14 protein-coding genes are annotated in these 24211 nt (G+C 44.3%); 12 read left to right on the forward strand and 2 right to left on the reverse strand.

Annotated elements, in window-relative coordinates; translation table 11 throughout:
• The first annotated feature begins 435 nt into the window (after positions 1–435).
• From ACHZES_RS02585 to ACHZES_RS02640, 12 genes are all read left to right on the forward strand, one after another.
• Positions 436–6177 carry a polysaccharide lyase family 8 super-sandwich domain-containing protein gene (locus ACHZES_RS02585; RefSeq protein WP_395548495.1) on the forward strand — a complete coding sequence of 1914 codons (5742 nt, stop codon included), beginning with the start codon at positions 436–438 and terminating at the stop codon, positions 6175–6177.
• A 209-nt stretch (positions 6178–6386) separates the two neighbouring features.
• Positions 6387–7613 carry a Zn-dependent hydrolase gene (locus ACHZES_RS02590; protein WP_395548494.1) on the forward strand — a complete coding sequence of 409 codons (1227 nt, stop codon included), beginning with the start codon at positions 6387–6389 and terminating at the stop codon, positions 7611–7613.
• A 20-nt stretch (positions 7614–7633) separates the two neighbouring features.
• The gene (locus ACHZES_RS02595; protein ID WP_395548493.1) at positions 7634–8383 is read left to right on the forward strand and encodes a GNAT family N-acetyltransferase; all 750 of its coding nucleotides are present in this window, start codon (positions 7634–7636) and stop codon (positions 8381–8383) included.
• A 76-nt stretch (positions 8384–8459) separates the two neighbouring features.
• Entirely contained in the window at positions 8460–8819 is a 360-nt protein-coding gene (locus tag ACHZES_RS02600) for a hypothetical protein (RefSeq protein ID WP_038284541.1), read from the forward strand.
• 389 nt (positions 8820–9208) lie between these two features.
• Positions 9209–10054 (forward strand): ABC transporter permease, encoded by an 846-nt coding sequence (locus ACHZES_RS02605; protein WP_395548491.1) that lies wholly within the window; start codon positions 9209–9211, stop codon positions 10052–10054.
• 18 nt (positions 10055–10072) lie between these two features.
• The gene (locus tag ACHZES_RS02610; protein ID WP_395548489.1) at positions 10073–10975 is read left to right on the forward strand and encodes a carbohydrate ABC transporter permease; all 903 of its coding nucleotides are present in this window, start codon (positions 10073–10075) and stop codon (positions 10973–10975) included.
• 71 nt (positions 10976–11046) lie between these two features.
• Complete coding sequence (locus ACHZES_RS02615; RefSeq protein ID WP_395548488.1) at positions 11047–12642, forward strand: extracellular solute-binding protein; 1596 nt, start codon at positions 11047–11049, stop codon at positions 12640–12642.
• A 77-nt stretch (positions 12643–12719) separates the two neighbouring features.
• Positions 12720–13772, forward strand: a complete 1053-nt coding sequence (locus ACHZES_RS02620) for an oligogalacturonate lyase family protein (protein ID WP_395548487.1) — start codon at positions 12720–12722, stop codon at positions 13770–13772.
• A 14-nt stretch (positions 13773–13786) separates the two neighbouring features.
• Positions 13787–16969: an alpha-mannosidase gene (locus ACHZES_RS02625; protein ID WP_395548486.1), complete on the forward strand. Its 3183-nt coding sequence runs from the start codon at positions 13787–13789 to the stop codon at positions 16967–16969.
• Positions 16970–17001: 32 nt separating this feature from the next.
• Complete coding sequence (locus ACHZES_RS02630; protein WP_395548485.1) at positions 17002–18018, forward strand: glycoside hydrolase family 105 protein; 1017 nt, start codon at positions 17002–17004, stop codon at positions 18016–18018.
• A 4-nt stretch (positions 18019–18022) separates the two neighbouring features.
• Positions 18023–18910, forward strand: a complete 888-nt coding sequence (locus tag ACHZES_RS02635) for an AraC family transcriptional regulator (RefSeq protein WP_395548484.1) — start codon at positions 18023–18025, stop codon at positions 18908–18910.
• Positions 18911–18954: 44 nt separating this feature from the next.
• Positions 18955–20754, forward strand: coding sequence for a hypothetical protein (locus tag ACHZES_RS02640; RefSeq protein WP_395548483.1), 1800 nt, complete (start codon positions 18955–18957; stop codon positions 20752–20754).
• A gap of 115 nt (positions 20755–20869) precedes the next feature.
• On the opposite strand, the gene ACHZES_RS02645 is transcribed toward ACHZES_RS02640, so the two are convergent.
• Both ACHZES_RS02645 and ACHZES_RS02650 read right to left on the reverse strand, forming a co-directional pair.
• Entirely contained in the window at positions 20870–22366 is a 1497-nt protein-coding gene (locus ACHZES_RS02645) for a response regulator (protein ID WP_395548482.1), read from the reverse strand.
• 1 nt (position 22367) lies between these two features.
• Positions 22368–24173, reverse strand: coding sequence for a sensor histidine kinase (locus ACHZES_RS02650; RefSeq protein ID WP_395548480.1), 1806 nt, complete (start codon positions 24171–24173; stop codon positions 22368–22370).
• Positions 24174–24211: the final 38 nt, after the last annotated feature.

Here is a 24211-nt window from a genome sequence, read left to right on the forward strand (position 1 = left end):
AACGTTATTGGTATTAATAAGTTTAAGATATGATAATGAATTATAATGTCAGATTAGCTAAAGCAACAACTTCATTATACCAGTAAAGTTGTTGCCTAGTCAACCGTATGAATAAGCCAATTTTATAAAATTTATGTTAATTCTTTATTTGTGTGATGTATTTAAATGAATAAATTTGATTATTCAAACTGTTACTTTTTCCACAAATAATACATCTTTTACAAAAATAATATAAAATTAAATTTAAAATTATTAAAAATATGAATATAATACAATTATTTTTAAAATAATTCATTTATTATTGTTAAAAAATTCCATATAATAAAATAAATTTTTATATTATATCTCTGACTATTTTTATGGTATAGGTAGGACAACTTACCAGCAGGTTCGGGACATTAATATAACAATTTAATAAAAAAGGAGGAATTTTGTGTGAAGCAAAAGATTAGGAACAAGTGGAAGCGGGTGACAAGCATGTGTCTGGCAATCCAGATGATCATGACAGTTCCAGCTGCCGGACAGACGTTACCGGTAATAACCGGATCAGAATTATTAAACACACGGCAATATGCTGCGTCCATTAATCCTACAGTGGGAGGGGGAAGTCTGTCACTATCAAAAAATAGTGATACGACATTGGCATGGAACACCATGAATGAAGAACTGATACCTGGAACAACCATGTTCTGGGAAGGGGGAAACCAATTTCGAGGGGCTGAAATCACACCAGAAATGTCAATGAAGTCACTTTCGGAAACTTACGGTGTACAAGGAGTACAGCTGGGGAATAAGGTTCATGGCGTTAAATCCTGGTTTTTATTCGGCAGCGAAATCCTTTGTGCCGGAGCAGGCATCAAGGCAGAAACAGGTGGCAGCGGGCAACTCATAACCGTTGTAGATAATATTCCGGTTACAGGAAGTACAAATCTGGCATTGACAAATCCCGAAAACGGATACCGAAAAGTACTGGACGCATATAAAAACAAGTGGCTTCCCCTCGTCAATACACCAACGAAAGGGAACCATACCCGAAACTGGCTCAGCGCGTCTGACTTGGGCAGTAATGTGCTGCAATGGTCCTATGTATTTGGAGATGGGGAGGTCGGATCCACTCTGAGTAAATCTAACGTATACTATCGGCTGAACACGAAAGGTTCTGATGTACCTCAGTTAGCCGAGTTTTTTATAACGCCCGGGGAGACCTACCAGTATACCATGGTAGCAGGGAAAACAATTGCTGATTATCCAACTAATAGTCTGTACAGAACCGATTCACGGCTTCTAATAAATACACCGCAGATACAGGCTGCTTCCAGCATCGGAGAGGGAATTGTATCTGTAAACAAGTGGTCATCCGACAGCATCAGACTGGATAATCAGGTTGTGCCCTTAACCATGAATGAGAGTATGGCACTTACCGTAAAGAAAGATCCTTCGACTGGTAATATGACGCTTAGTATCGCCAGGCCAGACATCCAAACAAGTGGTTATCTGGAGGTAACACTGGAAACCCGTGGAGCAGGCATACTGACAAATTCAAATCAGCAGGCATTGGCAGAGTCCTCTTTCGGCTCTAATATTTTCCTTAAATTTGATGCTTCCCAAATGGGATCCGAGCCGGTGGTTCTGACCATTGAAGGAAAGGCAGCTGAAGCAATTACAGGAGATGAGATTGTTTTGGTGAGAGGAGAAGACGGACGGATTGAAAAACCGGCTGAATTATCCGGAAGCATCCGTTGGGAAGTTAAAATACCAAAGCCCGACGGGAATTATGTACGCAATGCAGGAAGTAGTAAAATTAAGAGAGAGTTGTTGGAAGGAGAAACAGACGGAACCAGAAAAGCCGGAGATGCGGATGGAAGCCACATTGCTTCTGTTAAAAAGCTTTCCGGTGAAGACGCACTGCTGATGGCAAATGAAAAAGGAAATGTCACAGTACTGGCCACTGATGAAAACGGAAAACAAAAAAAGTGGAACGTAACAGTCCTTTATGAAGATCCGGCAAATCTGCCACAGACAGAACCGGCAGATTACGAGACAATCCGCAAACGGTGGAAGGATTCCCTCATCGGAAATGATTTAACGGAACTTGATGGAGGCAGTGCGATCCTTCTCGACATCCAGGCTCAGGCAGAATCTGCATGGGAAGCGTATGCTTATAAAGGACAGGATACCTGTGCCGGAATCCCCTGGATTAAGGATGAAGGGGCGGCAGGTAACCCGGAGATTCCCTATGAGAATGATGCGGTGGAGTTTCGTCCGGCTTTTAAAAAGGTGCTGGCAATGGCAAAGGCATATGCAGCAAAGGGGAATCCCTATTACCAAAATGATGAGCTGCTAAAGGACATAAAGCAGATCATGAACTACTTATGCTCCCAATGTTACTCACCAAAGACCCAAACGGATAACTGGTGGACGTGGGAAATCGGTGTTCCTAAAGATCTTATTCCAATATTGGTGCTAATACATGATCAGCTGACAAAGGAAGAGATCAGCCTTTATACCGAGGGACTTTATTTCTTCCAGCCGGATCCTTATCATGAAGGCGTCATTGGAACCGGAAGCACCCACGCTCAGGGATACCGGACTGCTCAGGGAGCCAATATCATTGACTGTTCCAGGACCGCCTTAGGACTGGGAATTATCAGAGAAGATAATGAGCTTGTTTACATGGCTCAAAAAGCTTCTTCAGAGACTTTTATAATCCAGAGCTTAAAAGACAGCACCAAAATTGCGGATCAGGGTTATAACAGCGGTTTCTATGCCGATGGCTCTTATCTTGACCATTCTCATGTTCCATATATAGGGTCCTACGGAATTGAGTTTTTAAAAGGCGGGGCAGGAATGCCGCCTCTATTTGCCGGAACACCATGGGAGTATCCCAGAGAAGTGCAGGAAAACCTGGAATTCTATTTGAAAGAAGGGTTTTTGAATGGAATGTATGACGGTCTGATGCTGGATTCTTTAAAAGGTCGTTCTGTATCCAGGCCTGCCGGCAGTAACCGGGATTCAGGAAGAGAAGCAATGGTTCTTATGATCCAGCTTATGGATTCCGTTTCCCTTGAAGTACAGGATGAATTAAAAAGCTCATTAAAAGCATGGATGGAGATTGATCCTGGATTTATTAAAACCTTAAGCGGAGCAGAGTATATTTCGATAAAGGAAAAGGCCCTGGAAATTCAGGGAGATGATTCCATTACCACCTCCGTTGCTCCGATCCATAAAAATCTGCCTCTCATGGACCGGGCCATTCACCGGACAGATAAGTTCCTGATGGCATTATCTATGTATTCTGAACGAATTCAGAATACGGAAATCATGAATCATGAAAACCGGTATGGCTGGCATCAGGGAAGCGGTATGACCTACTTATACAATCAGGATACCTTACAGTATACGGAAAATTTCTGGAATACTGTGAATCCACTCCGATTGGCGGGAACGACCCTCGTTTCCAAGAATATCGGTAACGGTCAGCCGGACAGCTCAGGCTTTGCCCAAGGCGGCGATTTCCGTTCAAGGGAATCCTGGGTCGGAGGCAGCAGCATAGGAAATGACGGAATTAACGGAATGTCATTAACAGGAGAAGTCCGGGTCAAAGAGGGAGAAGGTTCTCCTGCCGTGGCATATTCCCCTAATCTGTCCGCTAAGAAATCTTGGTTTATGCTTGGGGAACAGATCGTATGTCTTGGAGCCGGCATATCCAATTCCGGTGAAGAGTATCCGGTGGAAAGCATTATTGAAAACAGGCGTCTGAAACAGGATGGAGACAATGCTCTGATCATTAACGGAGAGACAAAAGATCTTATGACAGAGTCTGCTTCTTTAAAAGATATTGTAGACGGAAAAGTGGATGTGTCAGGAACTACGCTTTCTGATGTATCATGGGCCCATTTAGAAGGCAACACAGATGGAAGCGATATCGGTTATTACTTCCCTGCCGGTTCTCAGACCATATCAGTGAGAAAAGCAAGAAATGCCGGTGACTGGTCACTGGTCGGAACATCAAATGGAAAAGCAGAAGAGAACTATTTAGAAATGTGGTTTGACCATGGAAAAAATCCTGAAAATGCCGCATATGAGTATGTTCTCCTTCCAGGAATGACCACGGAAGAAACCGAACAGTATTCCAGGGAACCGCAAATTACAGTCCTGTCAAATACTTCACAGATGCAGGCTGTTTACGACAGATCCGAACATGTACTAGGAGCCAACATCTGGACAGATGCTGCTACGAAAATTGGAGACTTCTCCGTCAAAGGTGCTGCATCCATGATGGCAAAAGAAGATGAAAATGGAATTCTGACTGTCTCTGCTTCTGATCCAACAATGAAAAATACAGGTACAATTGTAATCGAAATACATAAACCTGTGACAGATATTCTTTCATCAGACGAGAATGTAAAGGCAGAACTGACAGAATACGGAGCAAAACTTACCATTCAGGCCAAAGGAACCAATGGTTCCAATTCTTATGCAGCCATGCAGCTGGCGGCTTCCCTGTACCCACAAGCCGTTACCCTTGCTCCCGGACAAAGTATGTCCTTTGCAGTCAATGATTACACCAATGACGCAGGGAATATTACCTGGAAAGTCACAGGAGATAAGTCTCTGGAATCAGGTACAGGAATCGATGAAGAAGGCTGTCTTGATATTGATGATTTTGAAGAAAGCAGCCGGTTAAACGTGACTGCTGAACTGGAAAATGGGATAAAGCTTCAGGCCTTTGTATCCTTAGGCGGAAAAGTGGGACCAGAATTACCGAAAAACATTCAAAAAGTCCAGTCTCTGATTAAAGATGCGGTAAAAGAGGCAATGAACAACGATGATTACAGCGATTACAAGGTACAAAAAACCATCCGGTCAGCAGTCAATGCCTTAACTGCCGTTTCGAATGAAGAATTGGCAAAGTATTTAATGGATGAATTAATTACATTAGAAGAACTGTATAAGGCCGTGATGGAAGCAAAAGACTGCATGATAGACAGCAGAGTGGATTCCACAGAAACAGACCTTACTGGTATACAGATTGCAGGAGCTGCGTTAAGCATACCCATTAAAATTACAGGAAGCACTGCAACTCCTTCCAATGCAGTAAGAGCAACAGCCTCCAATGCGAGGAAAGCGTCTCCATCAACCGCTTTCAGATTCTTTGAGGATGAGGAAGATGATCAGGATATCCGTATTGCTGTTATGTCGGTCACAGACGGCAATGTATCAGAGACAGAAAAAGAAATCCGCAAGTCCTTCGGACTTCAGCTTCAGCTGGAGGATAAGTACGGAAACAAAAAGCCCATATCATTAAATGCTCCGGTGAAAGTGTGGATGGACATTCCGGATCAGGGAAAGGACAGTCATTCCATTTCTGCGACATTTAAGGGGGCAGATGGAGAAACCAGACAATTACCCGTATCTTGGAATCATAAAACGGATAAAATTTCATTTGTGCTGACAGATAACGGAACCGTTACCTTAATCACAGACATCACGACAGGAGAAGAAGAACGCTTTCAAGTATCCGTTGATGACAGCCTGGAAGGCGGCAGGATTACTGCAAATCTCTCTGAAGGAAAAAAGGGAACAAAGGTGATTGTAAAGGCAGTTCCTGATATTGGCTATCGTTTAAAACGTCTGTCTGTTAATGGAAAGACTGTGTCACCGGATAAAAACGGAACATATGAGTTCGTGCTCCAACAGGATACTTATATTACCGGAGAATTCCGGAAAACAAATCTGGACGGAGAGGGAAGCCAGGATAGAGATAGAAGCTCTGAATCAAGCACCGTTAGCTCTGCCTGGAAAAAAGTGAACGGAAAGTGGTACTATTTCAATGAGAAGGGCAATCTGGCAACAGGCTGGCTTCTAATCGATGAAAAATGGTATTGGCTGAGCTCAAATGGAGCCATGCAGACCGGGTGGGTCCTTGATCAGATGGACGGTTCCTGGTATTATCTGAATTCCTCCGGAGCTATGGCAGAAGGCTGGAATTGCATCGATGGAAAATGGTATTATTTAACCACACATACCGAAGGTTCATCCAGCTGGATACTGAACCAGGAGAAATGGGAATATAAAAAGCCGGAAGGTCACTCACGCCCCCATGGATCATTATACATGGATGGTGTGACTCCAGATGGCTGGCTGGTTGACAGCAATGGAGTATGGAATCAATAATTAATTAAATCAATGGATGCTGCTTCACTAACGAATGTTAGTTTCGCAGCATCCATTTTTGTATCCAGTTCTTACTGGAAAGGATTACGTAGAAAAACGCATCATCTTTATAAAGTCATTGGACTAAGACTATGCAATTATGGTATACTTAACCAATGATATTAATAAAAAACGACAGCATGTGTGATACATAAAAGGAGGTATGTAACATGATTCAGTGCAATTATGAAAGAATGGAAGATAAGATTAAGACCTTCAGCAGGTTTGGAGATACAGGAAAGGGTGGGATTACCAGATTTTCCTTATCGGATGAAGCCTTAGCCGCAAGAAAAGAATTCGTGAAACGCATGGAGGCAATCGGTGCTTCCATTGTAACCGACGATATGGCAAATATATATGCAACCATTGCCGGAACAGAAGATTTACCTGCCATTGTATCAGGTTCCCATATGGATTCTGTACGCCAGGGCGGCAATTATGATGGGATTCTTGGTGTCTTAACAGCAATGGAGGTGGCAGAAACCATTGTAAAGGAAAAAATACCACACCGGCATCCAATTACGGTTATTGTATGGACCAACGAAGAAGGCGCCAGATTTGAACCGGCAATGATGTCTTCCGGTGTTATTTGTGGAAAATTTAACAAGGAAACTATGTTGGCTTCGAAGGCAAAAGACATTCCAGGGTATACGTTCAGAGAGGCTTTGGAAAAAAGCGGATTTAAAGGAAAGGAAGAAAACCGGCTTGATCCGTCCAAAACAAAGGCTTTGGTGGAACTTCACATTGAACAGGGCCCGGTATTGGAAGCAGAAGGGATCGATATAGGAGTGGTAGAAGGCGTCTGCGGTATGATCAATTACGAATTTACCTTTACCGGACAGGCTGGCCATGCAGGAACGACTCCTATGAAATATCGTAAGGATGCCCTTTATGCCGCAGTCAAAACCATTCAATATCTCCATGATGAGCTGGACAAGTTGGATAGCAAACTGGTTTATACCACGGGAAAGATTTCTGCCCATCCAAACATTCACACCATAATACCGGATGAAGTGAAATTTACCCTGGATGCGAGACATCAGGATTCCGAAGTGATCAAGCAGGTACTTGAAGTTATTAAAAAAATTCCAAGCGTTGTGGAGCAATGCGAAGTGAATTATGAGGAAGCATGGGCACGTAAGACCGTGAGCTTTACTACCGAACTGGTTGACTATGTAGAATTTAGTGCACAGGAATGCGGCTATTCCAATCGTAGAATATACAGCGGCCCTGGTCATGATGCGCAGTTTGCTATAGATTTAGTTCCCACCACCATGATATTCGTGCCAAGTGTAGGAGGGCACAGCCATTGTGAGATCGAATATACTCCGGTAGAAAACTGTTTAAAAGGAGCGAATGTACTTTTAAATACGATTTTGCATATTGATGAAAATTAAATCGTAAAGTGAGGGCGCATATGAATACTGATTTTGTAAACTTAACAACAGAAAACCTTGCCAATGAGCATTTATGCTGCATTATCCGCAGTAAAAAGCCCCATCAAGGCATTGACGCAAAGCGAAAATGGCTTTCAGAGCGATTGAATGAAGGTCATGTCTTTAGAAAGTTAAATGCAAAGGCCACAGTTTTTATAGAATATGCTCCTCTTGAAACTGCTTGGGTTCCCATAACTGGTGACAACTATTATTATGTGTATTGCTTATGGGTATCTGGCAGTGCCAAAGGACAAGGGTACGGAAAATCTCTGATGGAATATTGTTTGGCTGATGCGAAAGAGAAGGGGAAATCCGGCGTTTGTATGCTTGGAGCAAATAAGCAAAAAGCCTGGCTTTCTGACCAATCATTTGCAAAGAAATTTGGTTTTAAGGTTGTTGATACTACCGATCACGGATATGAATTGCTTGCACTCTCTTTTGACGGTACAATGCCAAAGTTTGCACAACAGGTTAAAAACCAAGAAATCGAAAGCAAAGAACTAACAATTTATTATGATATGCAATGTCCCTATGTCTGTCAAAACATTGAGATGATAAAAAAATATTGTGATACAAATGACATTCCTGTATCCTTAATTCAAGTGGACACGCTGCAAAAGGCAAAGGAATTGCCTTGTGTTTTCAATAACTGGGGTGTGTTTTATAAAGGGATCTTTGAGACAGTGAATTTGTTAGATGTCGCTTACTTAGAGAGAATACTCAAAAAATAAACAACCAACTTTGAATTGCAAAGGTAAAGTAACTATGGTAAAATATAGAAAAATTCTAAGAAAGAAGGCATACAATATGGACAAGGATCTATTAAATTATGTTGTTGAAAAAACAAACGAATTAATAAGTGCTCCATCATGTAGCAGTGAGGCAAAAGAAGCAGCTCAGAACTGGTTGGCCGCTATCGGAACTGATAGGGAAGCCGCGGAAACCAAGAAATATATTGATGAGCTTGAGGCAGATATAATGCCTATTGACAGTTTAATCGGCTTTGCAGAATCTGATGCTGGAATTCAGGTTTTTGGTGCGGACACTGCAAAGCATATCGCGGCACATGCAATTGAAATCAAGTCTGCCGGAGAGAAATATTGTGATTGTCCGGCTTGCGCTGCTGTAGCAGCGATTCTTAACAAGAAAGACATCCTTCTTAAATAAGAAAATAAAATTAAAAGTCAGTACACATTACAGAGCATCAATCAGAAATGATTGGTGCCCTTTTTTATTGAAAATAAAAGGAATAAAGGCAGGATGATATGGTCACTTTGTATATGAGTTTCAATAAATATACCATGAAGTTAGATAGTTTGACCAAAATGGGTATATACGCATACTTTATGGCGATATAAGCAGATACAAATATGCGTATATTAGCTATAATGAATCCATAAGGCAATAACAAATCTGATAAAACAAACAAAATAAAGAATAAAAAGAAAGGAGAAATATACATATTGATGAAAAACACATCAAAAAAAGGGAACAAAAGGCCATTAATCAAGGATATTCGACGGGATAAATGGCTGTATATTTTTTTGACCCCAATTATGGCTTATTTTGTCATTTTTAAGTATCTTCCCATGCTCGGAACAATTATGGCGTTCCAAAACTTTAAATTTTCCACCGGATTTTTTGAAAGTGAATGGGTCGGTCTTGAACATTTCAAGCGATTATTTACAGGCAAGAATTTCTATATGATTTTGAGAAATACTTTGCTGCTGAATGCAGGAAGCGTTTTGTTCGGGTTTCCGGTGCCTATTATCCTGGCAATATTCTTAAATGAGGTGAAGAGCAGGACCTTTAAGAAGGTGACCCAGAGCATCATGTATCTGCCTCACTTCATGTCCTGGGTGGTACTGGGAGGAATCTTAATTGGACTTCTCTCACCCAGTTCTGGCATTATCAATCATATACTGAAAAATGTATTTGGGATTCAGCCTATCTACTTCATGGGCAGCAGGTTCTGGTGGCCCATTACCTTCATCATCTCAGGTATCTGGCAGGGAGCCGGATGGGGAACAATCATTTATCTGGCGGCCATCACCGGAATCGACCCACAGCTTTATGAGGCGGCCCGCATTGACGGCGCAGGCAAGTTAAAACAGATCCGTTATGTGACCCTCCCCTGCTTAAAGAGCACCATCGTAGTCATGCTGATCTTACGGATGGGCTCCATGATGGATGTAGGATTTGAACAGGTATATGTCATGATGAACCCTGCCGTCCGCGATGTATCGGAAGTAATCAGCACTTATGTGTACCGGGTCGGTATCGAAGGCGCCCAGTACAGCTATACAACAGCAATCGGTCTGTTCCAGTCGGCGGTAAGCTGCATCTTAGTATACACCACCAACCGGATATCAAAGAAAGTCAACGGCGAAGGCCTTTGGTAAAGGATAGGAGGTATTGTAATGACGAAACATGTTAAAAAAGCAGTTAAAGTTAAAAAGTCCCTGGAAGAAAAGATATTCCTTGTTGTGGTCTATGTGGTCCTGACCTTATTTACTATCTGTGCGTTGTATCCCTTCCTCTATGTATTGGCCGTATCCTTCAGTTCCAGCCGGGCTGTGGGAGCCGGAGAAGTAGTGCTGTGGCCGGTGGAATTCAATGTGGAGGCTTATAACCAGCTGCTGCTGGACGGGCAGATTTTTGCATCCATGAAGAATACCATCCTGCTGACGGTAGTAGGGACATTCCTGAACCTTGTGACTACTACATTAGCAGCGTATTCCCTTTCCAAAAGAAACTTAAGGGGGCGGAAGATATTTGTAGGCATGATCGTATTCACCATGCTGTTTTCCGGCGGCATGATTCCCAATTTCGTACTGATTAAATCGTTGAAACTGATGAATACCTATACAGGGTTGTGGTTGATGGGATTAATCAGCACTTATAACCTGATCGTAATGAAGACATTTTTTGAGGGCGTACCTGAAAGTTTATCGGAAGCGGCAGCCATTGACGGCGCCAATGAGCCTACGATCTTATGCCGGGTGATCCTTCCGGTATCCAAACCGGTGATTGCAACAATGGTGCTTTTCTATGCCGTTGGCTGGTGGAATAATTATTTCAATCCCATGCTGTACCTAAGCTCTACCACCAAATTCCCGATGATGGTGAAATTAAAGCAGATGCTGGATACGGCTAAGATGATAGAAGTCAGCAGCAGTGAAGGATTGGTTCAAACCACGGTAGCTGCGGAAACCTTTAAAGCGGCATCTATCATGGTGGTAACCCTGCCGATCATTTGTGTGTATCCATTTCTTCAAAAGTATTTTGTAAAGGGAGCCATGATAGGTTCGGTCAAAGGTTAGGTTTTAAAGGAGAATCATGCGTCCAAATAAAACAAAAATAAATGCCGCAGATGCGGCGGATGGGAGAAGCTATGAATAAAAAATTAACAGCTTTGGCACTGGCGGTTACAATGGCAGCAGGAGCGGCAATGGCAGGCTGCTCTGGCGGTAGCAGCGCCACAACAGGAGGGACCGGGGCCTCAGGATGCGGAACCACGAAGCAGGACGAAGGCTCAGGGAAAAAGGAAATTTCCATCTCGATTTTGGAACGAGGCCAATGTCCCGCAGAAGAAGGTACCATGGAAGACAACCGATGGGTGAACTGGATCAATGAGAACAGCCCGGTAAAGGTAAACTGGGTACCAGTGCCCCGTACCGAGTCCGTAGCAAAGATCAACGCTTTGTTTGCCAGTGATTCTGCTCCGGATTTGGTGTGGGAATTCGGTAAGACATTTATGGACAGCCTGATCCAGCAAGGCGTCATCCAGCCTGTGGATGAGTACATAGAGCAATACAGCACAGAATATAAGGCATATCTGGAAAAACATCCAGAGCTGGTCCCTTATCTGACTGGAGATGACGGCAAGATGTATGCAATGACATCAGCCAGGACGCCTTTAGGCGTGGCTAACCACGGCATCTGGATCCGCCAGGACTGGCTGGACAATTTAGGGCTTCAAACACCAACCACCACGAATGAACTGTATGATGTGGCTTATAAATTCACAAAGAATGACCCGGATAAAAATGGGGTGGATGATACCTTTGGACTTTCCTTTAATTACAACTTCCTTTCCATTATGAAGACCCTGTTCGGTCAGCCGGACGGGAATATGGAAGTCATTGACGGCCAACTCAGGGATTGGGTAGGTACGGACGAATATGCACAGTGTTTTGACATGTTGAAAAAGATGTACAACGAAGGCATCATTGATCCGGAATACATTACCGATACCAACTTTGAGCGCCAGCGTGAACTGGTGGTTACAGGTAAGGCCGGTATCTGGTTATCCGGTTACAATATGGAGTCTGAGTGGAGGGAGCTGAAAAAGAATGTTCCGGAAGCCGTGTTCATCCCCCTGGAACCTGTTGCAGGACCGGAAGGAAAGGGAGGACTCTACCAGGAACCGCCTGCTAATAAAATAATCTGCATGAATCGCAATGCAAAAGATCCTGAAGCATGTTTGGAATTCATCGACTGGATGCTTAAGGAAGGCTGGAAAGGCCCTACTTACGGCACGGAAGGCGTACATTATAAAATGGTAGACGGCATTCCTCAGAAAATCGACGTGGAAAAGAATAAGAGAGAACTGAACTATGCGACGGAATACGCCATTGTATCAGGTGAAGTTATTGACGATATCGGCAAATATATCGCAATCACCAGTGCACAGGATGAACTGTCCCAGGAATATGCCAAACTGCGCACCCTTGGGCTTAATACGGCTATGAAGAATAAGTTCAGAAGGGATATCCCATATCTGCCGGCATCCGAACTGTCCAGCAAATATAACAGCGATTTCTTCTCTATCCAGAATTCCATTGAAGCCAAGATGATAAGCGATCCCAGCTATTCCGTTGCAGAAGGTATTACCGAAATCGAGAGTGAGAAAAAAGGCCTGGGATTTGACGATGTGATGAAAGAACGCCAGGAATGGTACGAGAAAAATAAAGATTTGTTCAACTAATTACGATCAGCTAACAGGAAATGCCAGTGGCTGTTGCAGTCGCCGGCATTTCCTGTGTATAAGAGGAGGAAAAACCTATGGCAGATTTTAGAACGAAACGATGTGGTACCTTTGGGACGGAATACAGAACCCTAAATGAAGAAGGGAAGAATGTTGCCCACTGTTATGTGACATCCAATTGCTGGGATGGGAACCAGGCGGTAGTGACAGCCAGGCTGCCCAGCCTAAAAGACAGCAGTTGTTCCTATGTGTGGACGAATCTGGAGTCAGGAGAAGAGAGGCTGCTTTGTGAAGGTGGGATCGGGACGGATTTTACGGTTAGGAACGGAAAATTATATCATGTAGAGGGGGGCCGGTATCTGGCGACGGAAATCAGCACGGGAACCACATCAGTATTATGGGAGGCGCCGTACCCTCTGGTCGGGCCCATTTCCATAACCAATGACGGACAGTTCGGGGCAGCTTGCTGGAGATACGAGGATGGCAGCTATTCCATTGGCAGGATAAACTTACTGACAGGTAGTCATGAGGAGTTTCACCGCCAATCGTTCCCGCCGCCCTTTAACGAAATATCCCACTGTATGCCAAGCCCTGTGGATCCGAACCACATATTCTTCTGTCATGAAGGCCATTGCTGTTATATCACCAACCGCCTTTGGATGACGGACGTAATAAACGGCAAGACAGAGAATATCTTCCGGCAGCGCCTGGATCAGGACGGGAACAATGGGGAATGCTGCGGCCATGAGATGTGGAGTCCTGATGGAAATGGATTGTATTTTGTTAAATACATATCTGCGACCATAGAACCGAGAGGAGTATGGTATATCGACAGGAAGACACATAAGACCCGCTCAGTGGCTTCCGGAGGCAAGTACTGGCATGTAGGCGTATCGCCTGACGGGAATCGACTGGCTGCCGATACTCAGGTCCCCGGAAAATTCAGCGATGTGGTCTTAATCGACCAGGCCATGGAACTGGAAATTCCCCTTGTAAGGGCGGAAACCAATTGGACCCATCCCTGCCACCCTCACCCGGTATTCAGCCCCAATGGGGAGAAGCTTTGCTTCACCATGTTAAACGAAGCCGGAAATACCTGTGTTGCCATTGTGGATTTACCTGAAAAGTAAAAGAGAAATGAGAGATGAATCATATGATATTTTCATTGGAAAAGTTTGAAAAGAGGATGGCCGAATTGGAGTGGAGGCGCTATTGTGGGCTGGAGCCCATTACGCCTATGGAATCCATGGAAGCCACAGGGTGTGAAGATGCGCCTTATACGGAACTTCCGAATGAATTCATTAGTACGGATATGCAGCTGGGTGATTTCTTTGTGGGACGGGACCGTTATCTTTGGCTGAGAAAGAAGCTGGTGCTTCCGAAGGCGATTGCTGGATATAAAGTGACAGGCCTGTTTGACTTTGGAGTTACAGGAGGCGGTGGCAACAGCGGCTTTGAGTCCCTGCTTTACGTCAATGGGAAACCTTATCAGGGAGTGGATTCCAATCATCAGGATGTGGTTCTGCAAGAATTTGCCGGCCAGGAAGCTGAACTGACTTTCATGTTATGGACAGGATTAGAAGGCGGCGGGAAGAAAAAGACATTTTACCATCAGATGCTAAAGGCCCATGTGGGATACTTACATGAAGCGGCAGATAAGTTCTATTATTACTTAAAAGCGGTCTGCCAGGAGCTGCAGTACCTGACGGAAACAGATGGGAATAAATATATTCTGACGGACGCCATGGAAGAAGCCTTAAAGCTGGTCAATTGGGATGAGGATAAACTCCACGCAACCATCGTTGATGCTTTGGAACTGTTTGAAAAGCGGATTGACGCATCCGGTTGGAAATCGCCAGTAACCGTCAATTGCATCGGCCATACCCATATTGATGTGGCGTGGCTATGGCGGTTAAAACATACCAGAGAGAAATCCATGCGATCCTTTGCGACGGCCCTGCGTTTGATGAAAGAATATGATGAGTTCGTTTTCTTACAGACCCAGCCCCAGCTTTATCAATATTTGAAACACGATTGTCCAGAGCTATATGAGGAAATTAAGCAGCGGGTAAAAGATGGGAAGTGGGAGGCAGAGGGCGGCATGTGGCTGGAAGCGGACTGCAACATCACATCAGGGGAATCTTTGGTACGCCAGATGCTTTACGGTACGGAATTCTTCCGGAAGGAATTCGGAGTGGAATGCAGCTATCTGTGGCTGCCGGATGTATTTGGTTACAGCTGGGCGCTGCCTCAGATCCTAAAACAGTGCAATATCAAAACATTCATGACCACAAAAATCAGCTGGAACCAGTTCAACAGCATCCCCAATGACTTATTTACCTGGAGGGGCATCGACGGAAGCGAGATCCTGACTTATTTTGTGGATACACCTGAGGAGAACCAGGATTTTTCCGACCGTTTTTCTACATACAACGGGATGTTAAATCCCAGGGCCATCATAGGAAGCTGGACGAAATTCAAGAATAAGGATATTTCGAATCAGACGCTGGTGTCTTATGGCTATGGAGACGGAGGCGGCGGTGTGAACCGGGAGATGCTGGAGCTTTTACGGGTCATGAACCGCCTGCCGGGACTTCCTGCTGTGAAGCCGGTAAAAGCCGGGCAATTCTTTGAGGAAATCCATAAGGATGCAGAAGCAGCAGGAGATAAGCTGGCGCTGTGGGACGGTGAATTATACTTAGAATACCATAGAGGCACTTATACCTCACAGGCAAATAGCAAGAAGCGAAACCGCAAGCTGGAAAATAAAGCCCAGGAGGCCGAATGGCTCAGCGCGCTGGCCGGTCTTTGGGGCAGAGACTCGGGAAAGGACAAATTAAAGGAGGCATGGGAGATCATCCTGAGGAATCAGTTCCACGATATCATTCCCGGCTCCTCCATCCGGGAAGTGTATCAGGATTCCATGAAAGAATACGATCTTGCGGACAGTTTGCTGAATCAGGTGAAGGAAGACGCTTGGGAAGCAATTGGAGAAAGAATAGAAAAATCCCAAGAGAATGAATGGTATACGGTATATCACGGTGGTGCCTTTGACCAAAGGGGATTGGTGTTCATCAAAACGGAGAAAGACATCAGCTTTAATGATGAGCGTGGAAACCGTTTGGAGGCGCAGAATACAGAAGGTGGTTATCTGGTGGATGTTCTGGTTCCCGCCCGCAGTGCCATAGCTGTCCGGGGCTGTGGATATGGAGAAACTAAGGAATCTGAGTCTATATCCTCCGTCTGTGGTGGAGAGGCTGGAGATCCAGAAACCGTTCCGTTCTGCTGGGATGAAAGAACTGGAAAGCTGGAAACGCCTTACTACAGGATCTGCTGGAATGAAGATGGGCAGTTGTGCCGCATTTATGATAAAGAAAATGACAGAGAGGTATTGGCAGAAGGCGAATCCGGCAATGTACTGGAAATCTATGAAGACAGGCCGCTTAATCATGATGCCTGGGATGTGGATATTTATTATACTCAAAAAAAGGAAATTATGGAATGTACCAAGCCTGCAGAAGTGGTGGAGGCAGGAGCGCTTAGAGCTGTGGTACGGTTCGCTTATCATTATAACCAATCGGATGTGGTCCAGGATATGATTGTGTACCGGGACAGCAGAAGAATTGACTTCAAGAGTGAAGTGGAGTGGCAGGAAGACCACAGGCTGTTAAAAACTTCCTTCCCGGTCAATGTGCGAAGTACCAAAGCGTCCTATGATATCCAGTTCGGCCATGTGGAACGCACAACCCATTTTAACACCAGCTGGGACATGGCCAGGTTCGAGGTGGCGGCCCATAAGTGGGCAGACTTCTCCGAAATCGGCTACGGTGTAGCGTTGATGAATGACTGCAAATATGGCTACAGCATCAAGGACCATGTGATGAAACTTTCCCTGCTGAAAAGCGCAAAACATCCGGATACCCTTGCGGATATGGGGCATCACAGCTTCACCTATTCCCTCCTTCCTCATAAGGGAAGTCTGCAGGAGGGCCATGTCATTGAAGAAAGCACTGCTTTGAACCAACCGCTGGAATACAGAAGAGGGAATTCCGTAATCTGCGGCAGGCAAATATTTACCTGTAACACCAATGCGGTACAAATGGATGTGGTTAAACCGGCAGAGGACGGCAGAGGGCTGATCCTGCGTATCCACGAATGCCATGGAAGTACGGCGGATGCAGTGATCACTTCGGATTTCCATATTGCAGATTATGAAGAATGCAATCTTCTGGAACAGCCTTTCGGTATCAAAAGCCAGGAAGCAGAGATCCGATGCCGCATGAAACCGTTTCAGATACGGACCTTCAGAATAAGTTTAGAAAAATAATAAATAAGAAATTGTATTGGAAGGAGCACATTTTGCAGTTAATAGAGAAAATCACAGACAGAGTTGTACATGGCAGTGACAAGGAATGGGCCATGAACATCCATTCTTTTGATTGGGTGCCCGGAGTAGGGTTGTACGGTATTTGGAAAGCGTGGGAGGTTACCGGAAAGGATGAGTATCTGGATTTCCTGACTGATTGGGCTGGCAAGCATCTGGAGGATGCTTACCGGCAGAAGACCGTGAATTCTACGGCTCCTATGATTGCAATACTGGAATTGTATAAGAAGAGCGGCAAGGAAGCATATCGGAAGGTGTGTCAGGATATGGCAGAATACGTTCTGAAAGAAGCGCCGTTAACTATTGACGGAGGGTTGGAACATACGGTAACAGAGAATGCCAGCTTTGATAATCAGATGTGGGCGGATACGCTATTTATGGTGTGCATCTTCATGGCCAGGTTTGGGAACCTGACCGGTAACAGAAGTTATACGGAATTTGCTTCGGATCAGCTGGTCCTCCATTACCGTTATCTGTGGGACGAGGAGACAGGGTTGTTCTATCATGGTTGGGATGGCACCAGCAGGACCCATTTAAGCAGCATTCATTGGGGACGGGCTAACGCCTGGATCATATACAGTACCGTAGAAATCCTCAACGAGGTGGGGGAATTCGAAGAAAGGGATGATGTAATTTGTAAGCTGCAGCGCCATGCCTCCTCCCTTACAAGTTTGCAGAGAGCCAATGGATTGTTCGGCTCCATATTAGATGACCCCACATCTTACGATGAGCTTTCTGCTTCTGCCGGAATCGCCTGTGGGATCAAGAGGGGCATCCGGTTCGGATATGTGGACGGCAGCCTGGAAAATGCAGCCCGGCGGGTATATAAGGTGCTGCCTCAGTATGTAGATGAAACAGGAACGGTTCAGGGAGTGTCCGGCGGGACGCCCATTATGGAAACGGCCAGGGAATACCGGGACATTCCCGTAATGCCTACGTTGTACGGGCAGGCCCTTACCTGCATGGCATTGGCTGAATTTGAACAGGAGTGATAAAATGGAGCGAAAGGAAGTATATGCTGTCCAGGAATTATATCAGGATAACCTGATGGTGACCCATACTGTCTGCGGTGCCCATGAGTATGATATGAAAAACCTGCATTTTCATGACGGATTTGAGATTTGGTTCACACTGACGGACAACAGTGGATTCTACTTTGAAAATTGTTCCTATACGCTGAACCGGGGCGGTCTGGTGCTGGTCAATAACAGCGAGCTGCACCGAACCACCGCTCCACCCGACGGAATCTTTGACCGCTATATCATATCCTTTGTGCCGGACTATATTGCAATGTTCAATACCGGTGAGGAGGACCTATTCCATGCATTCATAAACCGCCCTCAGGGAGTAGCCCATTATGTACAGCTGACAGAAACACAGACAGAGGAGTTCCTGGATACCATTTCCCGTCTGGACCGTTATATCAAGGACAGCCGGTATGGGACGGAACTTCTTAAGAAACTGACCCTGACGGAACTGGTGACCTTGTGCAGCGGGTATTTCAAAGGTTCCGTCCACTATCAGGAGGAGCAATCCTCGGAACGTTTGAATCCGATTTTGCAATATATTAAAAACAACATAAACAAGGATCTGACGCTGGATACGCTGACGGCTAAGTTTTTTATCAGCAAGACCCATCTGATCAGACTATTTAAAGCCGTAACCGGGATGGCGCCCAATGAGTACATCATCATGACTCGCGTGATGAAGGCCAGGACCTATCTTTCGGAAGGGATGCCCATATTGAAAATCTGTGAGCTGGTGGGGTATGCCGATGAATCCCATTTTATCAGGACCTTTAAGCGGATCATGGGAATTACTCCGAAGCAGTACAGCAAACTCAGAAGAAAGAATTTTGATACGAAACCAAATGGAAACCAATAAAAGCAAGAACACGGAACCATTCTTTTGGAGAAAGGGAATGTACGATGATTGAATTTTTAAATCCTCAGGAAAAACATTTAAATGACAGGATCATGGGCAGGATGGATAAAAAATATGACAGGGAAGAGGCCATGATCACCCAGTGGCGCGGCGAACATGGATATCACAGTACACTGGTAAACCAAATGGTACATCCGACCTACGATTCCCTGAGTTATGCATATGAACGGATGAACAGGGGAACAGAAGAGGATTTTGAAGAGGCTATAAGAATTCTTCACCAAGTGGTACCTCTTCAGGATACCAATTCCGATCATGATACCTATGGAATATGGCCGTATTTTATGGAGGAGACGTTGGAGCAGATGGCTCCTCCGGATTGGAACTGGGCTGATTTCTGTGGCAAGAAGCTGCTGCAGATGCTCATCGATTACAAAGAACATATCCCGGCCGATTTAGCGGAGATGATGCACCAGGCAATCATACATAGCTGTAACTCCATCATCCGCCGGAATATGGGTCCACACTATACCAATATTTCCATTATGGGAACCCTTGTTACGATGGTTGCCGGAGAGCAGTTTGGAGAAGATTCCCTGGTGGAATACGCGAAAAGAAGGCTGGATGGCCTGTATGCGTTTAACATCGGCCACGGGGCATTCCAGGAATACAACAGCCCGTCTTATACCTGGGTGGTCATCGATGATCTGGCTTCCATGATTCCTTACATCAAAGATAAAGAGGCTGTTAAAAAGCTGGAAGATATCAGCGGTCTGGCCTGGAAATGCATCGCAGACCATTTCCACTATAAAACCAAACAGTGGGCAGGTCCCCATGCACGGTTTTACGGAATGCTGGAAGATACCCAGCTGCTGATGAGGATCCAGAGGGCCCTTAGCTATCAGATATCCCTGGTGCCTCTTGATGAAGAAGGCCTTGATGAGAAGCTTCCCATAGGTTTTTTTAGTTCAAAGAGCGTGTGCCCAACCTGTTATGAGCAGTATTTTATCAATCCAACCAAAGAAAACCATGTGGATGCGGTATTCATCCACGGCAAGAAACCGTGGGAAAGCGAGATCGCAGTCTGCTACCAGAATGAAAACTTTAACCTGGGCACTTTTTATAAGTCCAATTTCTGGAACCAGAAGCGCAACCACATCAGCTACTTCGGCACCGAAGAAAAACCTGTTTATTGCAGCATCAAATGCCTCCACGACTTTTATGATTATTCCTCAGGCCTTATCGTCACCTCTCAGGCTAAAGCCAGGGCGGTGTCAGTCACCGGCTTCGGAACCAACGGAGGAGACACCCACTGCAATCTGGACATGGTAAAAGACGCCACCATCAAAGCCTCTGACTTAAGACTTCGCTTCGAAATCGGCGGGGCAACAGACCAGGTAAACGCAGTGAAAACGGGAGACAATACTTTCGATATTGAGATTGCAGACGCCTGCATACGCATCACATTTCCGTATGCTGAATTCGGAGAAAACCATGTGAAACTTCAGATCACCAAAGAAGCAGAGCACGTCAACGAAACCGGCGGCCATAAAGACATCGGATCTGCCGTCTGCATTGACGCAATTCTATACCACGGAGAGGAAACCGACATCTGCTTTACAGATCTGACTGGCTGCTGCTGCGCCATTACATTTGAAATCATACCGAAAGGCGGCCAATTTGCAGAGCCCGCCATGGTATCCATAATCAACGGCCAACTGGTAGTGGAACAAACCGGGCTAAAAGCCGAAGGCCCACAGAAAGCATGTACCATGGAAGCGTTCAAGGAACTGGCAAAAGCATACAGAGATGGGAACGAATATCAGGAAATCTATCTGAAATAACATGGAAAAAACGTAGGAAACATAATATAACGGATGGTACATATAGAATCCAATGATTGAACGGGTGATAGGAAGGCACAGAGAACAATTGGCCTTCCTACACCCGTTCAGCGATTTATAACCTTTGCTCACAGGCACGCATCTCCGAAGGTGTAATTCCTGTGACCTTTTTAAATACTTTACTGAAATAGTACACGTCATTAAATCCCAGGGATTCGGATACTTTTCGTAATGATAGATCTGGAAACTGAATCATAAGCTCTTTTGCTTTCTCTATTTTTAACCTTGTAAAGTATTCAATGGGGCTTGTGCCTTTATATTTTTTAAAGACTCTGCACAAATACACTTTTGAAAGGCCCATTTCTTCTTCCAGGGTTTGGAGAGAAACATTTGTAGATAAATTGTTTTTAAAATAGGCAAGAATTGTTTCGACAAGGTCTTCACCGGTTTTTGTTTCTGGTTCGTTGTTCATAAACATCTCAATTAGAAAATAGCAAAAATTATCGGCAAATTCTGAGTTGTTTGCGGAGAAGGAAATAATATTCTCAAGAAAATAGAGACTGTTATAATCAAATTCCTTTTTCAGCAAAAACTTTTGTTTGAGAGAGTTAAGAAGAAATATAAGATCATTTCTTTCGTCAATATAGGGCCGCTGTTTCTTGGACCAGGACTGGAACAATCGCCGGATGTTAGAACGCAAAAGGTCTGGTTGTTTTTGTTGGATGAGAAGCGCATATAAGTCCACGATATCGCTTAAAGTTTCTGCAGGAGCATTTTGCCTTGGAAGGCTCGCGAACACGCCGGTTTGACCAAGAACGATATTTGCAATGGCGCCGTTGTAACACTGGCGCACAGATGCGGCCATCGCTTGTTTCTTCGTTACGGTATGAAAGACAGTAATATATTCTTGAGACACTTCCTGGAGATTTTTTACAAATTGCTGCAAGGTGGCATCCAGCATCTGAGCCTCGATATCCGAATAATTTAATATCATAACTTTTTCGTTAGAAAAGAATCCGTCAAAGCAGTGTATGAATTGCTTTGAATGGCGTTTGGGAAAAAGCCGCTCCATTTCATTGTTTGGGATATACCGTACATTGGGATGGATCATGGTTTCAACAGTGCTTAACGGGTTGGATATGATAATATAAATCAAAAAGAACGTATCCTGTCCCATGGCTGCTTCAAACGAAAGGGAATCATCCCCTACGAAAAATGAAATAATATTTTTACGGCGCCGTTTCACACGTTTTTTACAGCTGGCCAGACAGCGCCTCAATTCCTCTAAATCAACCGGCTTCAATAAATAATCTGCAACTCCCAGACGGACCGCCTGTTGTGCGTAATCAAATTCCTGATAGCCGCTTATGATTACAGGAAGGGCAGTACAGCCTGCTTTCTTTAACTTCTCAATTAAGGAAAGACCATCCATATCCGGCATACGGATGTCTGTGATCACAATATCGGGCGAGACATCCGGAAGCTGTTCCAATGCGGAAACACCATTGTCCGCAGTCCCGACTATCTCATAATCCTCATTCAAATCAAGAATTTTCTGCTGCAGAACCTTAAGTGCATAAACTTCATCTTCCGCAAGAAAAATTGTGGTCATGTTACACCTCCGTAATGACTGTAAGTTCAATGTACCCTCCGGGAGAATCCGGATTGTTACCAATATCTATAGAGAAAGAATCTCCATAAAGGATGCGAAACCGTATATAAATATTCGTGAGACCAAGATTTCCGATCTTTGTATTAACCACATCGCCATGGTCTACCAAAGTGGCATCGCTTTCCTGTAACTGGCTGTAAATCATTGATATGGCATCGTTTGAAAAGCCACTGCCATTATCCCTTACGACTAAGTGCCAGCCATTAGAAACCGGTTCAATGATTACCTCTATGTTCAGTTCATGGACCTGAGAGCTGAATCCATGCTTTACCGCATTTTCCACCAAAGGCTGAATTGTAAATTTGGGTAGGATGACCGATAGGAGAGAAGGTTGGGCATGTATGCAGATATTCAGCTTTCCTTCATGCCTTTTTTCTATCAGAGAAATATAATTATTTAAGTGGCTCAGTTCATCCTGAATCGTATATTCTCTCTTGGAGTAATCGGAGATGTAACGCAGCATTTGTGAAAAACAAATGCAAAGGTTGGAAACCTCTTTATCACCATTCATATAACTCACCGATTCAATCATGGAAATCGTGTTATACAGGGTATGGGGGTTCATTTGTGCCTGCAAAGCCAGATAAGCGGCACGCTCCTCGTTGGCACAGGACTGAATGTTTCTGGCAATCGCTTCTTTTAACTGATCGAACATGGTACGGAATGCCTGATTGATCTTGTTTATTTCCACAATATTTGAAGTGGTATTTAGCGTAACATTCATATTGTCAAAGGATACCCGCCCGATTGCCTCACTTAAGTCGGTGAGAGGGGCGGCCAAACGCCTTGTAACGATGCGGATTGTCAGCAAAGATAACAATGCAAGAAGAAGGAAGATACTGCCGGTTAATACGATAATTTCCAATCCATAGGGTACAAATTCTGATACAGGACAATAAACGGCTGTAATCCAGCCGGAATATTTGGAAATATGATAGGAAACTTGTTTTTGCCCTAAACGGAGGGAACCAGACTGCGCTCCTGTACTGCATATGGTCTCATACATACCAGCCAGTTTGGAATCTGCTTCTCCGGAAACTGCCGGATATATAAATGTCCCTTCCTGAGATAGAATAAGCACAGAACCGGAGGCCTCCGTAAGCTTGCAGTAATTTTCTAATTGGGAATAGAGATTCTGCACCTCTATGAATCCATAATTTTGTTTTCCATCGGTTATGGTTCTTGACACAGAGTATACCAGCTGATGCTCCCCATCGAAGGTATCGCGATGCGGAGGAATGAATACCTTTTTTCCGTTTGCATTTAATACCTCTTCCTTCCATGGATAGGAAAGAGCAGCTGTCTTGATCAAATCAGGATTTTCACCGGTTTTTGCAAGCGTATAATAAGAAGAATCATTGAAAGCTATAATCCGGTAAGTAGAAAAAAGAGGAGCATCAAGAGCTACAAATTTTTCTACCACCTGATCACTGTCATTCATAAGGTCAGCAGAGGAATCAGAGCTTTTCATGATCTTCATAAATGATTTGTCAAAAAGAAGACCATTGATGATACGGTCCATCTCTTTTAAGGAGGCCTCTGTCTGTTCCTGTACTTTTAAAGAAAGCTGGGACTGTATCTGTATGTTTCGGCGATACTGTTCCCGATAGAGGATGAGCAAAGAAATTGCAAAAAAAACAGTCAGGATCAGCAATAAAGTTGCAGAATAGGTTAGAAACAATTTTTTTATATAGTTTTGATCTTTTTTTATTGAGAACACCACCTTTATCTGTGAAAAGTGTAACATATGGTTTGTTGGAAAGCAATATTTTGAAGGTGCTTTTC

It is taken from the genome of Lacrimispora sanguinis (assembly GCF_044987295.1).
Classification (GTDB): domain Bacteria; phylum Bacillota; class Clostridia; order Lachnospirales; family Lachnospiraceae; genus Lacrimispora; species Lacrimispora celerecrescens_B.

Coding starts and splice junctions, on each gene's coding strand:
- ACHZES_RS02590 (WP_395548494.1), top strand. CDS start 6,387: ATGATTCAGTGCAATTATGAAAGAATGGAAGATAAGATTAAGACCTTC.
- ACHZES_RS02595 (WP_395548493.1), top strand. CDS start 7,634: ATGAATACTGATTTTGTAAACTTAACAACAGAAAACCTTGCCAATGAG.
- ACHZES_RS02600 (WP_038284541.1), top strand. CDS start 8,460: ATGGACAAGGATCTATTAAATTATGTTGTTGAAAAAACAAACGAATTA.
- ACHZES_RS02605 (WP_395548491.1), top strand. CDS start 9,209: ATGGCTTATTTTGTCATTTTTAAGTATCTTCCCATGCTCGGAACAATT.
- ACHZES_RS02610 (WP_395548489.1), top strand. CDS start 10,073: ATGACGAAACATGTTAAAAAAGCAGTTAAAGTTAAAAAGTCCCTGGAA.
- ACHZES_RS02615 (WP_395548488.1), top strand. CDS start 11,047: ATGAATAAAAAATTAACAGCTTTGGCACTGGCGGTTACAATGGCAGCA.
- ACHZES_RS02620 (WP_395548487.1), top strand. CDS start 12,720: ATGGCAGATTTTAGAACGAAACGATGTGGTACCTTTGGGACGGAATAC.
- ACHZES_RS02625 (WP_395548486.1), top strand. CDS start 13,787: ATGAATCATATGATATTTTCATTGGAAAAGTTTGAAAAGAGGATGGCC.
- ACHZES_RS02635 (WP_395548484.1), top strand. CDS start 18,023: ATGGAGCGAAAGGAAGTATATGCTGTCCAGGAATTATATCAGGATAAC.
- ACHZES_RS02640 (WP_395548483.1), top strand. CDS start 18,955: ATGATTGAATTTTTAAATCCTCAGGAAAAACATTTAAATGACAGGATC.
- ACHZES_RS02645 (WP_395548482.1), bottom strand. CDS start 22,366: ATGACCACAATTTTTCTTGCGGAAGATGAAGTTTATGCACTTAAGGTT.
- ACHZES_RS02650 (WP_395548480.1), bottom strand. CDS start 24,173: ATGTTACACTTTTCACAGATAAAGGTGGTGTTCTCAATAAAAAAAGAT.